Origin of the sequence: Streptomyces sp. NPDC060002 (assembly GCF_042737245.1) — a bacterium.
GTDB lineage: Bacteria > Actinomycetota > Actinomycetes > Streptomycetales > Streptomycetaceae > Streptomyces.
Genome location: NZ_JBHWUW010000005.1, coordinates 242,037 through 252,429, shown reverse-complemented (window position 1 = coordinate 252,429; position 10,393 = coordinate 242,037). Strand labels below are relative to the sequence as shown.

The 10,393-nt window shown below is 69.5% G+C and carries 17 protein-coding genes and 1 tRNA gene; 14 read left to right on the top strand and 4 right to left on the bottom strand.

What is annotated here, in order from left to right; translation table 11 throughout:
• Positions 1-208 precede the first annotated feature (208 nt).
• Both ACFWBD_RS07895 and ACFWBD_RS07890 read right to left on the bottom strand, forming a co-directional pair.
• Positions 209-1,447: a helix-turn-helix domain-containing protein gene (locus ACFWBD_RS07895; RefSeq protein ID WP_385664172.1), complete on the bottom strand. Its 1,239-nt coding sequence runs from the start codon at positions 1,445-1,447 to the stop codon at positions 209-211.
• Positions 1,444-1,764: a putative quinol monooxygenase gene (locus ACFWBD_RS07890; RefSeq protein WP_385664169.1), complete on the bottom strand. Its 321-nt coding sequence runs from the start codon at positions 1,762-1,764 to the stop codon at positions 1,444-1,446. Before ACFWBD_RS07890 ends, ACFWBD_RS07895 begins: the two co-directional genes overlap by 4 nt.
• A gap of 190 nt (positions 1,765-1,954) precedes the next feature.
• On the opposite strand from ACFWBD_RS07890, the gene ACFWBD_RS07885 reads away from it, so the two are divergent.
• The 14 genes from ACFWBD_RS07885 to ACFWBD_RS07820 all read left to right on the top strand — a co-directional run bounded on the left by ACFWBD_RS07885 (position 1,955) and on the right by ACFWBD_RS07820 (position 9,301).
• Complete coding sequence (locus ACFWBD_RS07885) at positions 1,955-2,281, top strand: hypothetical protein (protein WP_385664166.1); 327 nt, start codon at positions 1,955-1,957, stop codon at positions 2,279-2,281.
• A 2-nt stretch (positions 2,282-2,283) separates the two neighbouring features.
• Positions 2,284-3,624: an FtsK/SpoIIIE domain-containing protein gene (locus tag ACFWBD_RS07880; protein ID WP_385664163.1), complete on the top strand. Its 1,341-nt coding sequence runs from the start codon at positions 2,284-2,286 to the stop codon at positions 3,622-3,624.
• A gap of 86 nt (positions 3,625-3,710) precedes the next feature.
• Positions 3,711-3,884 (top strand): hypothetical protein, encoded by a 174-nt coding sequence (locus tag ACFWBD_RS07875; RefSeq protein ID WP_385664160.1) that lies wholly within the window; start codon positions 3,711-3,713, stop codon positions 3,882-3,884.
• A gap of 74 nt (positions 3,885-3,958) precedes the next feature.
• Positions 3,959-4,618, top strand: a complete 660-nt coding sequence (locus ACFWBD_RS07870) for a DUF2637 domain-containing protein (protein ID WP_385664157.1) — start codon at positions 3,959-3,961, stop codon at positions 4,616-4,618.
• A gap of 19 nt (positions 4,619-4,637) precedes the next feature.
• Positions 4,638-4,823, top strand: a complete 186-nt coding sequence (locus ACFWBD_RS07865) for a hypothetical protein (protein ID WP_385664155.1) — start codon at positions 4,638-4,640, stop codon at positions 4,821-4,823.
• A 5-nt stretch (positions 4,824-4,828) separates the two neighbouring features.
• Positions 4,829-5,017, top strand: a complete 189-nt coding sequence (locus ACFWBD_RS07860) for a mobile element transfer protein (protein WP_385664152.1) — start codon at positions 4,829-4,831, stop codon at positions 5,015-5,017.
• Between the two features lie 11 nt (positions 5,018-5,028).
• On the top strand, positions 5,029-5,184 hold the full coding sequence (locus ACFWBD_RS07855) for a hypothetical protein (protein WP_385664149.1): 156 nt from the start codon (positions 5,029-5,031) through the stop codon (positions 5,182-5,184).
• Between the two features lie 14 nt (positions 5,185-5,198).
• Positions 5,199-5,513: a SpdD protein gene (locus ACFWBD_RS07850; RefSeq protein ID WP_385664146.1), complete on the top strand. Its 315-nt coding sequence runs from the start codon at positions 5,199-5,201 to the stop codon at positions 5,511-5,513.
• A gap of 3 nt (positions 5,514-5,516) precedes the next feature.
• Positions 5,517-6,062, top strand: a complete 546-nt coding sequence (locus tag ACFWBD_RS07845) for a GGDEF domain-containing protein (protein WP_385664144.1) — start codon at positions 5,517-5,519, stop codon at positions 6,060-6,062.
• A 93-nt stretch (positions 6,063-6,155) separates the two neighbouring features.
• The gene (locus ACFWBD_RS07840) at positions 6,156-6,341 is read left to right on the top strand and encodes a hypothetical protein (RefSeq protein ID WP_385664141.1); all 186 of its coding nucleotides are present in this window, start codon (positions 6,156-6,158) and stop codon (positions 6,339-6,341) included.
• A gap of 5 nt (positions 6,342-6,346) precedes the next feature.
• Complete coding sequence (locus ACFWBD_RS07835) at positions 6,347-6,553, top strand: hypothetical protein (RefSeq protein ID WP_385664138.1); 207 nt, start codon at positions 6,347-6,349, stop codon at positions 6,551-6,553.
• A gap of 2 nt (positions 6,554-6,555) precedes the next feature.
• Positions 6,556-7,959, top strand: a complete 1,404-nt coding sequence (gene repSA, locus ACFWBD_RS07830) for a replication initiator protein RepSA (protein WP_385664135.1) — start codon at positions 6,556-6,558, stop codon at positions 7,957-7,959.
• Positions 7,956-8,144 carry a helix-turn-helix domain-containing protein gene (locus ACFWBD_RS07825; RefSeq protein WP_351761975.1) on the top strand — a complete coding sequence of 63 codons (189 nt, stop codon included), beginning with the start codon at positions 7,956-7,958 and terminating at the stop codon, positions 8,142-8,144. The genes repSA and ACFWBD_RS07825 overlap by 4 nt, the downstream gene beginning before the upstream one ends.
• Positions 8,144-9,301: a tyrosine-type recombinase/integrase gene (locus ACFWBD_RS07820; protein WP_385664132.1), complete on the top strand. Its 1,158-nt coding sequence runs from the start codon at positions 8,144-8,146 to the stop codon at positions 9,299-9,301. Before ACFWBD_RS07825 ends, ACFWBD_RS07820 begins: the two co-directional genes overlap by 1 nt.
• A 78-nt stretch (positions 9,302-9,379) precedes the next feature.
• Here ACFWBD_RS07820 and ACFWBD_RS07815 read toward each other — a convergent pair.
• Both ACFWBD_RS07815 and ACFWBD_RS07810 read right to left on the bottom strand, forming a co-directional pair.
• A tRNA-Ile gene (locus ACFWBD_RS07815) sits at positions 9,380-9,456 on the bottom strand.
• A 123-nt stretch (positions 9,457-9,579) separates the two neighbouring features.
• The gene (locus tag ACFWBD_RS07810) at positions 9,580-10,377 is read right to left on the bottom strand and encodes a DUF3566 domain-containing protein (RefSeq protein ID WP_385664129.1); all 798 of its coding nucleotides are present in this window, start codon (positions 10,375-10,377) and stop codon (positions 9,580-9,582) included.
• Positions 10,378-10,393: the final 16 nt, after the last annotated feature.

Genomic DNA, 10,393 nt, shown 5'->3' with positions numbered 1-10,393 from the left:
GGGGGGGGGGGGGGGGCCCCCCCGGCGGCGACCGGCGCCGCCGCGCTGTGCGCGGCCCCTTTTCGAACGACGTGAGAAGACTGATCAGTCCTTGAGGTGCCGGGAATCGTCAGGTGGCCCCGCCGCCGATGTGCTCTTTCCCCCTGTGTTCCGCCCACCTGGAGCGAGCGGAGCGAGCACTTGATGAGGTAGAGAAACCTGTAACAACTCAGCTCACGCCGCTTCGGTCGGCAAGCTCTCGGAGCGTCTCGGGTACGCGTCGGCCCGACAGTTGGATCAGGTCGCGAATGATCTCGCGGGCCAAGTGGTGATCGCGAATCTGCTCGGGCGCGTGAGTCTCGGCCTCCAAGAGTGCGGCGGTCGCCTCGCCCACGTGTCGGCGCTGCGAATGGGCCCGGGCCACGTCCAGTAGGAAGCGCGCCTGACGTTCGGCTGAGAGGCCGCCGGCGTCGACTTCCGCCGCGATCTCCAACGCGAGTCCAGCGTCTCCCAGCTCTACGGCCGTGCTCACGGCGTGGAGCCTGACGTTTGTGGGGCCGAACTCGGTGTCAAAGTCGTTCCGGTCCTCGCCCAGACGCGTGGCGATCTCGCCTGCTCGGGTGAGGTGTACCTGCGTCTCAGACCGGTTGCCCTCCCGTGCGTTGATCACGGCAAGCACAAGGTTCATGGCGCCGAGAAGCGACAGTTCCTCTGGTGGGCAGGCGGGGTTCTCTGCCCGAGGGTCCAAGACGTCGACCGCCGACTTTGCGGCTTGCTCGGCCTGGTCCATGTGCTGTTGCCGCATGAACGCGTGAGCCATGCGAAAGAGGCTGGCCACCACCTCGAGCGGCTGGCCGGCCATCTCGGCCGCTTGCAAGGCACGATCCGCGGCTACCCAAGCGGCGTCCGCCTGGTCCTGCCGGGTGAAGCTGGCGGCGGCTGCCTGGTAGCTGCGTGCCCTGAGTGAGTGCAGCTTGACGCGATCGGCTGCCGGCGCGTGGCGTACCGCGACCTCGATCTCGGGGAGCAACTTGGCAAGGTGATCACTCAAAGCCGCAAAGCTCGATGCGTGCACGTACTCCCATGCCTGGTCAACGAGGTTGCGGAACTCGGCAAGCGTGGGCGCAGGGGAAGTCGGTGCGTGGTCGAACAGGCTGCCCAAGGCAGGGTGACCGGTGAGGGCCACGCGCAAGCCGTCTAGATCGTTGCTCTCCGGCTCGGCGGTCTCGTCTGTGCGATCTGCCGGAGAGGGGGCGGCATCGGGGCGAATTTCCCGTACAGAGACCCCCAGTGCATCGGCAAGGCCCTGAAGGATCGCCAGGCGCTCGACGGGTTGCACGCCGCGCTCGACCTGGGACACCCAGCTCTCGGATCGACCCATGGCGGTGGCAAGGTCGGCCTGCGACATGCCTGCGGTCCGCCGAAGTTCCTTGACTCGCTGGCCAGTCGTGGGCGGGAGGGTGCTCACTTCGCGGTCCCGTCCGGGTACTTGCCGGCGTACGGCTCCAGCCAGTCCACGTCAGTCTTCTCGATGTACTGCGTGCGCTCACTGAGGAATCGCAGGGTGTGCGGCTGGCGCTCGTGCTCTTCAAACGCGGCCCGATCGGCGTAGATCTCAAAGAAGATCCGCTCATTGGGCGCCCCCTCGACCGTGTGGCAGGCGTAGACCAGCGTTCCTGGCTCATGCGCCCGGATCCCGGCTTCTGTCTCCTTCACAAGGGCATCGAAAGCGTCTCCCATGCCGTCGTGCAGGGTGAAGCGGACAAAGAGAGCAAAGTTTGCCATAACTCCTCCTTCTTCCCGTAGCAGTCTCGCAGACTCAGAGTTTTGCTGCTAGTCGCAGGTTTTCTGTTGACCCGCAGAAAAACTGCGAGTAGCTTCGGAAGAGTCAGAGAACAAGGCACCCCGGACCGCGTGCCATCCGCCAAGATCACAACGCAGTCCGGGGCTCATCCCACAAGGGGAGAACTCCATAATGCCGTCTTTCAAGATCGACACGTCGACCGCTGTGGTGTTCGTTGCAACCGCGCCGGAACCGAAGGTGAAGAACTTCCAGACCGGTGAGCGGACTGTGAACGCCGAAGGCAAGGCCATGTCGACCGTGGGCCTGCTGGTCTCGGATGAAGGGGAGGGCAACCTCCTGAAGGTCTCGGTCCCGGAGAACGGTTTCCCGGAGGGTCTCGCGCCGGGCATGCCGGTCACGGTCATCGGGCTCAAGGCCAGGGACTGGGAGAACGTGATCAAGGGCGAGAAGCGCTCCGGTATCGCGTTCAGCGCGGTCGCGATCACCCCGGCAGCCTGACCATGTCGGACCTGTCGGTGTGGCTCGAAGCCACGGGGGCGTTAGCGGGGGCCGGTGGTCTCGGCTACGCGAAGTGCAACGCCCCGGGGGTGTACTGGTCGTTGGTCGGTCTGCCGGTGACGTGGGGGCGGTTCGTCCTCTCGTACCGGTCGACGATGGACGTGTGCGGGCTGACGGTCCGGCCTTCGGGGCTGCGGGCGTTCGTGACGCGCAACGTCGCCCGCCGTGAGGTGCTGCCGGTTCCGCCGAAGATCCGCCGGATGCGCGGCACATCGACCGGACTTCGGGTCACCCTGCGGCTCCCGGCCGGCCTGGAGCCCGCCGACCTGATGGCGTCCTCGGAGCGGCTGCGCCACGCCTGGGGTGTGCACTCGGTGACCGTGGTGGAAACGAAGCCCGGCTTCGTCGAGCTGCGGATGACCGGTTACGACGTGCTGCGCCGGGTGCGGATGCCGCGTAAGGCTCGCCCTCACGACCTGATCGTGCCGGTCGCACTGCGAGAAGACGCCACCGCGTTTGAGCGGGACTACCGCAAGGCGCCCATGGCTCTCACGCTCGGGGCGAACCAGTCCGGCAAGTCCATGTACCTGCGCAATCTGATCAAAGGACTCGCGCAACTGCCGGTGGCGCTGGTTGGCATCGACTGCAAGCGCGGGGTGGAACAGTCCGGCTTCGCGCCTCGTCTGTCCGCCCTGGCCATGACCCCGGACCAAGCAGCCTCGCTGCTCGGTGTCCTGGTTTTGGAGATGGAAGAGCGCTTCGACCTGCTGAGCATGCACGGAGCCTCCGACCTGTGGGAACTGCCCGACAGCGTCCGGCCGGTGCCGGTGGTCGTCCTGGTCGACGAGATCGCGGAACTCTTCCTGATCTCCTCGCGCAAGGACGAGGAACGCCGCGAGCATCTCGTCACCTCGCTGATCCGGCTGGCTCAGATGGCGCGCGCGGCCGGCATCTATCTGGAGATCTGCGGGCAGCGCTTCGGCTCCGACCTGGGCAAGGGCGCCACGATGCTCCGGGCCCAGCTCACCGGCCGGGTCGTGCATCGTGTCAACGACAAGCAGACCGCCGAAATGGGCCTGGCGGACGTCGCTCCGGACGCGGTCCCGGCCGCGAGCCTGATACCGGTGGAACGCCCCGGCACGGCCGTCGCGGCGGACGCCTCTGGTGGCTGGTCGAAGATCCGCACCCCGGAGATCTCGAAGGCTGAAGTGGTCGCGGTCTGCCGCGAGTTCGCCCACCTGGTCCCGGACCTGCCGTTCCTGGACCCGTTCCGCCCCTTCGTGCCCGCTGAGGTGCCGGCGGCTAGTCCGTCGCTGGTCACGCCCCGCCCGGTCACCGAGTAACAGCCCCTGCCCCACGGTCGGCGCGACCGCCTACGCGTCAGGTCCCTACCCCCGCCATGCCGAAAACCGGAAGGAGGGCAACACCCGTGGCCACACCCGACACCAGCGCCCACGAGACCGAAGCGAACGCCTGCCCGGTCTGCAAGGGCACTGGAGAGGTCTCCCGCACCGTCCACGTGGGCCGCAAGCGCCGTGCGGTCGGCGAGCAGTCCGGCCTCTGCCTGAACTGCCTCGGCAGCGGCGAAGCCCCCCGCACCTGACCACGCCGGATTCGGGCGGCGCCCTCTGGTTCCGCCCGCCCGGCCCGACTCCCCTTCGAAGGGAGGTGCCGCACATGTCCCGCTCGATCCGTCCGGACGCGGTCCTGATCCAAGCCGTCATCGCCGGAGCGCTGTCCTTCGCCCACCTGCACGACCTGGCCGAAGCCGCCGGACAGTCCGGCTGGAAAGCCTGGGCCTACCCCATCTCGGTCGACCTGCTGTTGGTCGCCGCCTGGCGCCGGCTGCGCACGGCCCGCCGGGACCGCTCCGCGTGGACCTGGTTCGTGATCGCCCTGACCGCCTCGCTCGGTGCGAACATCGCGACCGCCGGACTCCTCGACCTCGGCAACGTGCCCTCCTGGCTGCGGATCCTCGTCGCCGGCTGGCCCGCCCTCGCCTTCCTCGGCGGAACCCTCCTGGTCCACAGCCCCGCCGAACTGGCCACTCCCGCACAGCCTGTGGACGAACCGGCCGCGCCGGAAGTCGAGACGCGCCGCGCCGACGAACCCGCCTCTGCCCCGGCCGCGACCATGCCGGAACTGGCACCCGCCCCACCGCAGCCCACGCCCGACGTCGCGACGGTGCCGGCCGCGCTGCTGGACCACGCCCGAAAGATCGCCAACGCCCACCGGGCCTCGACCGGCACCCCGATGCCCGCCGACGTCCTGTCCGCCCGGCTCGGCCTGCCCGCACCGACCACCGCAGCAATCGCCGCACAGCTCCAACTCACCTGATCGGAAAGGAGAACAACCGATGGCCCTGCACTCCTTCACCCGCCCGTCCGACTTCTTGGACGCGGCCCGCGAGATGGCCGGCACCGGCCGCCCGACCCTGGCCCGCCTGCTCGCCGAGGAAGCCGCCGACCGCACCCCCGACCCGGACACGGCGGCCCGCATTCTCGCCGAGTTCCCCGGCCGCACCCTCAAGCAGGAGGACTGACCCCGATGACCATCCGCCGCCGCTTCCGCGACCGCATCCGCATCGGCCCCGTCCAGGTCGCCACGTACTACGACGGGCGCGGCCGGGAGATGCACACCGCCGCCTGCACGGCCCCCGGCTGCGGCTTCTCCACCGACTACCGCGACCGCGCCGCCGCCGAACTCGCCGCCCGCACCCACCGCTGCACCGCCTAGGAGCCCTCGTCATGGACGTCCCCCTCTGGCTCGCCGTGATCGCCGTCGGCTACCTCGGCATCAAGCTCGCCCGCCCGCCGTGGTGGCTGGTCGCCCTGCTCCTCCTCGGCGGCTACCTGGTCGCCGACAGCTTCCTCGCCCCCGCCATCGCCACCGTCGTCAAGTAGAAGGGACCACCCTCGTGTTCACGCCGAAGTACCCGCCCCAGGACACCGCACCACCCGCCACGGCACCCACCCCGACCGTCTACACCCCTGTGCCCGTTCAGCCGTCCGCCCCGTCGCCGGTCCCGGCCGCCCCGGTCTCCAACCGGCCCACCGTCCAGCTCACCCCCGGCAGTGCGCTCGCCCTCGCCACCGGCGGTGGTGCCGTGGTCCTCGTCGTCGGCGCGGTCCTGGTCTCCCTCCTGCTCGCGGTCGCCATCACCGGCGTCTCCGTCGCCGTGGTCGCGGTCGTCCTGCGCGGGCTCGTCAACGATCTCCACAAGGGCCGGTGAGCCGTGGACACCGTGATTGCCGCCGCGTTACCGGCGCTCGGCTGGGTCGTCCACGGCGGTCTCCTCGTCCGCCGCCTGGCCACCGCCCGCCGAGACCCGCTGACCGGCCTGCACACCCGTGCCGGATGGACCGCCCGTGCCGAACACCTGCTCATCCGGCACCCGTCCGCGCTGGTCGTCCTGATCGACCTGGACGACTTCAAGGCCACCAACGACACCCACGGCCACGCTGCCGGGGACGCGGTCCTCACCGCGACCGCCCGCCGGCTGCGCGACTGGTGCGGACGCCACGGCATCGCCGCCCGCCTCGGGGGAGACGAGTTCGCCGCCATCGTCACCGGCTCCCACCACACCCCGGGACTCGACGCCCTGCGCAGTGCTCTTGCCCGGCCGGTCCCGCACGCCGGCGGTCTGCTGCCGGTCTCCGCCTCGGTTGGCTCCTGCCACCGCACCGGCCGGCCGGTCCCGACCCTCACCGACGCACTGTCCGCCGCCGACGCCGGAATGTACGCGGCCAAGGGTCACGGAAGGCGCAACGTCCACAACTGAACGGCCCCCGGAGCGGCCTCTACCGCCAAGTTTCGTCCGCTCCGGGCGCCCTGCCCCATCCAGATCCAACGGACCCGAAAGGGAAGCCTCATCATGCCCCAGCCCGCCCGGAACACGCCCGTCTGCCGCAACTGCGACGGCTTCGCCACCGCCGCCATCACCACCGGCGCCCGCCACACCGACGGCTCCCGCGTCACCCTCCGCGTGGCCTGCCCGACCTGCAAGGGGTCCGGCCGCACCCGCCCTGCCACCGCCTCGACCGTCCCGGCTGGGAGGTGACCGGCATGTTCCGCAAACTGCCCGCCAACCTCATCCCGACCGAGGAAAGCCCCGGCCTCCGCGTCCGCGGCGGCACGCAATACAACCGCTCGCAGGGCGACTACGTATGCGGCGGCTGCGGTGCCGAGGACCACGCCAACGGCGACAACGACGTCAAGGCCCTGGTCGACGACTACACCGACAACCACGGCCCCGCCCACCGGAGGAAGTGACCTTGCCCGACACCGCCACCGCGGCGGGCCTGGACCCGGCCACCCTCGCCGACGTGCTGAGGCTGGCCGGGTCCCCCGGCTTCGACCGCATCCAAGACCAGATCCGCCGCACAGGCGGCTGCTCCGACCCGATCCACATCCAGGGCTCCACCGTCACCCGCGACAAGGCCACCGGCCACGTCCTGCACCACTACGCGACGGACATCGAGCCCGGTGGACGGCTCCGAATCGCCTGTGGCAACCGCCGTGCCTCCCGCTGTCCTTCCTGCGCCTGGACCTACGCGGGCGACACCTACCACCTCATCCGCGCGGGTCTCGTCGGCGACCCGGCCAAGGGCACCCCGCACACGATCCGCGATCACCCCCGTGTCTTCGCCACTCTGACCGCTCCGTCCTTCGGCCCGGTCCACAATCGCCCCGGCAACCGGCCCTGCCGCTGCGGCACCCGCCACACCGAGGACGCGCCCGAACTCGGCACCCCCCTCGACCCGGACACCTACGACTACGCCGGCGCCGTGCTGTGGAACAACCGCGCGTCCGACCTGTGGCGCTACTTCTCGATCTACCTCCGCCGCGAGATCGCCAAGCGGGCAGGCCTCACACAACGCGAGTGCGCAGAGGCCTGCCAGGTGTCCTACGGCAAGGTCGCTGAGTACCAGAAACGCGGTGCCGTGCACTTCCATGCAGTGATCCGCTTGGATGGGTTGTACGAGCAGGCTCCGCCGCCCGCCTGGGCCACCCTCGACCTGCTCACCGAAGCGATCCAAGCCGCCGCCGCCCGCGTCGCGGTCGACGTCGACCCGGCCGGTGACCAGCCCTCCCGAACCCTGCGCTGGGGCGCTCAGCTCGACGTACAGCCGATCGGTGCCTTCGGCGACGGCGAAGAGATCACCGAAAAAGCCGTCGCCTCCTACGTCGCGAAGTACGCCACGAAAGCAGCCGAGACCACCGGGACCGTCGACCGCCGCGTCGGCAACAAAGAGGTCCTGGTCCTGCTCGACGTGCCCGAACATCCCGCCCGGTTGATCGCGGCCTGCCTCGACCTCCACTCGCTTTACCCGGAACGGAAGCTCCGGGACTGGGCTCACATGCTCGGCTTTCGCGGCCACTTCTCCACCAAATCGCGGCGCTACTCGACCACCCTCAGCTCCCTCCGCCAGGCCCGCGCCAACTACCGCGCCGCCCAGCAGCGCGAAGCCCTCGGTCTGCCTGACCCCGGAGCCTCGGAGGCAACCACTCTGACCCTCGCCCACTGGTCCTACGCCGGTCACGGCCACACCCCCGGGGAATCCTGGCTCGCCGCCAACATCCGCCGGGATATCGAACTCAACCGCGAAACCGCCCGCGAAGCTCTGCGCGACCAACCCGCCCCACGCCAACCCGCCCCGGAAGGAGCCGCAGCATGACCACCGCCGCCCCCGAACTGCTCACCGTGCCGGAGGTCATGACCCGGCTCAAGGTCGGCCGCACCAAGGTCTACGACCTCATCCGCACTCGCCGCCTGGTCTCCATCAAGGTGGATGGATGCCGTCGCATCCCGGACGACGCCGTACGCGACTTCGTCCGCCATCAGATGGGGGAGGCCGCCTGATGGCCAAGAGACGACCAAACGGCGGGGGCACGATCTCAAGGCGGGCGGACGGCCGCTACATGGGACGGGCGTACGTCACCGACACGGACGGCAACCGCGTCCGGAAGACCGTCTACGGGGCCACGTGGGACGACGCCAACGAAAAGCTCGGCAAGCTCCAGGACCAGGAGCGCAACGGCGTCCCGGTGCCGTCCCGTTCCTGGTCGCTCGGCGAGTGGCTGAACTACTGGCTTGAGCACATCGTGGAGCCGGAATGCGAGCACAACACGTACGTCAAGTACGAGTCCAAGGTCAGGCTCTACCTGCTGCCCCACCTCGGCAAGAAGCCCTTGGTCAAGCTCACCCCGGCCCAGCTCCGGGCCTTCATGGCCGTGTTGAAGCGGGAGAAGGTCGGCGCGGCCACCCGCTTCGAGGTGCTCCGCGTCCTCCGCAACGCGCTCAACCGGGCCATGCGTGAGGAGCTGCTGACGCGCAACGTCGCCCTCCTGGTCGACATGCCCAAGGTCTCCAAGGACAAGGGCACGGCGTGGAACGCACGCGAGGCAATCGCGTTCCTTCGCTCCGTCCGGGCTCACCGCCTCTACGCGGCCTGCGTCCTGGTCCTGGTGCTCGGTCTCCGCCGCAGTGAGGTCCTCGGGCTCCGCTGGCAGGACATCGACTTCGAGGCCGGCCGGTTCACCCCGGTCAAGCAGGTGCAGCGAGAGAAGGGCGTCGGCCTGGTCCTCAAGGACCTCAAGACCGAGTCCTCACAGGCAGTGCTTCCGCTGCCCGAGTTCTGCGCCCGCGTCCTCGAGGAACGGCGGGAGCTCCAGGAGCTGGAACAGAAGATCGCCGGTGCCCACTGGGCCCAGCAGGACGGCCACGATCTGATCTTCTCCTCGGAGCACGGCGGCATGATCGACCCGACGGGTTTCTCCCGCACCTTCGATCGCCTCGTGAAGCGGGCCCGCGTGCAGCGCATCACGGTCCGTCTCGCCCGCCACACCTGCGGGACCCTCCTGGCCTTCCTGAAGGTGCATCCCAAGGTCGCTCAGGCGATCCTCCGCCACAGTCAGATCAGCATGACCATGGACGTCTACACGCACGTCGTGGGGGACAGTGAGAGGGAGGCTGTGACGATGCTCGCAGAGCTGCTGGAGGACCCGCTGATCGGCTGACCGCAGCCGTCCGCCCCCGTTGGTGTCAACCATGGGTGTCAAAAGACCCCCGGACCGATGGTCCGGGGGTCTTCTGGCTGGTGGGGCTAACAGGATTTGAACCTGTGGCCTCATCCTTATCAGGGATGCGCTCTAACCAACTGAGCTATAGCCCCGCCGCGCTCTGCGGTGTGTGTCCCGCGCGCTGACTCCTGAAGATTAGCGCACGACGTGGGCAGTCCCAAAATCGATAGTCGCGGGACGCACAGCAGGGTTTGGAACCGCTACGCCGGCAAAGGTCACTCGTCCTCGGCCAGCGTCAGCTCGACGCCGCCGACGAAGCCCGCGGACAGGTTGTAGATGAACGCGCCGAGCGTCGCGAGCGCGGTCGCGAGGACCACGTCGATGACGGCGATGATCGCCGTGAACATCAGGACGTGGGAGAGCGACAGGAACGACTGGAGGTCGAAGCCGTTCGACTCGTTCGAGCCGGTCGCCTCCGAGACCGCGCCGCCGACCGTCGAGAAGACGCCCATCGCGTCCATGACCATCCACAGCACGGCGGCCGCGACGATCGTGCAGACGCCCAGGGCGATGGAGAGCAGGAAGCTGACCTTCATCACCGACCAGGGGTCGGCCTTCGCCACGCGCAGCCGCGCCTTGCGCACGCGGGGCGTGGTGCGGGCGCCGGTCCGCGGACGCCGTACGGCACCGGTGCCGGCCGCGGCCGGCGCCGCGGGCGCCTGCGTCGGGTAGGCCTGCGGCGGGTGGTAGGGCCCGGCGGGCTGCTGCTGCGGCTGCCGCTCACCGGGGAGCGGCGATGCCTCCTGCTCGGCCTGCGTGCCTCTGGTGTCCGTCACGGTTCCCCCCTGGGATCCCTTCGATCCTTGTGTGTCGGTCGAGGGTGAGGGCGAGTCGGCCGCAGAGGGCTTGATGGCCTTCAACTGGGTCGTGTGGGTGTCCGCCGCACGCCCGTCGGCGCCCCCCGCGCCCCGCGCGTCGGTCGTACGCGCGTCCCCCGCCGACGCGGCGGAGCCACGGCCGCCGCCGTTCTTTCCCGTACCGGCAGACGTACCGGCGCCCGTGGCTCCGCTCACGATGACTCACTCCTCG

Excerpts from the sequence above, each read along its gene's own strand:
- ACFWBD_RS07890 (WP_385664169.1), bottom strand. The coding sequence starts at position 1,764 with ATGGCAAACTTTGCTCTCTTTGTCCGCTTCACCCTGCACGACGGCATG.
- ACFWBD_RS07885 (WP_385664166.1), top strand. The coding sequence starts at position 1,955 with ATGCCGTCTTTCAAGATCGACACGTCGACCGCTGTGGTGTTCGTTGCA.
- ACFWBD_RS07880 (WP_385664163.1), top strand. The coding sequence starts at position 2,284 with ATGTCGGACCTGTCGGTGTGGCTCGAAGCCACGGGGGCGTTAGCGGGG.
- ACFWBD_RS07870 (WP_385664157.1), top strand. The coding sequence starts at position 3,959 with ATGTCCCGCTCGATCCGTCCGGACGCGGTCCTGATCCAAGCCGTCATC.
- ACFWBD_RS07865 (WP_385664155.1), top strand. The coding sequence starts at position 4,638 with ATGGCCCTGCACTCCTTCACCCGCCCGTCCGACTTCTTGGACGCGGCC.
- ACFWBD_RS07860 (WP_385664152.1), top strand. The coding sequence starts at position 4,829 with ATGACCATCCGCCGCCGCTTCCGCGACCGCATCCGCATCGGCCCCGTC.
- ACFWBD_RS07855 (WP_385664149.1), top strand. The coding sequence starts at position 5,029 with ATGGACGTCCCCCTCTGGCTCGCCGTGATCGCCGTCGGCTACCTCGGC.
- ACFWBD_RS07840 (WP_385664141.1), top strand. The coding sequence starts at position 6,156 with ATGCCCCAGCCCGCCCGGAACACGCCCGTCTGCCGCAACTGCGACGGC.
- ACFWBD_RS07835 (WP_385664138.1), top strand. The coding sequence starts at position 6,347 with ATGTTCCGCAAACTGCCCGCCAACCTCATCCCGACCGAGGAAAGCCCC.
- ACFWBD_RS07825 (WP_351761975.1), top strand. The coding sequence starts at position 7,956 with ATGACCACCGCCGCCCCCGAACTGCTCACCGTGCCGGAGGTCATGACC.
- ACFWBD_RS07820 (WP_385664132.1), top strand. The coding sequence starts at position 8,144 with ATGGCCAAGAGACGACCAAACGGCGGGGGCACGATCTCAAGGCGGGCG.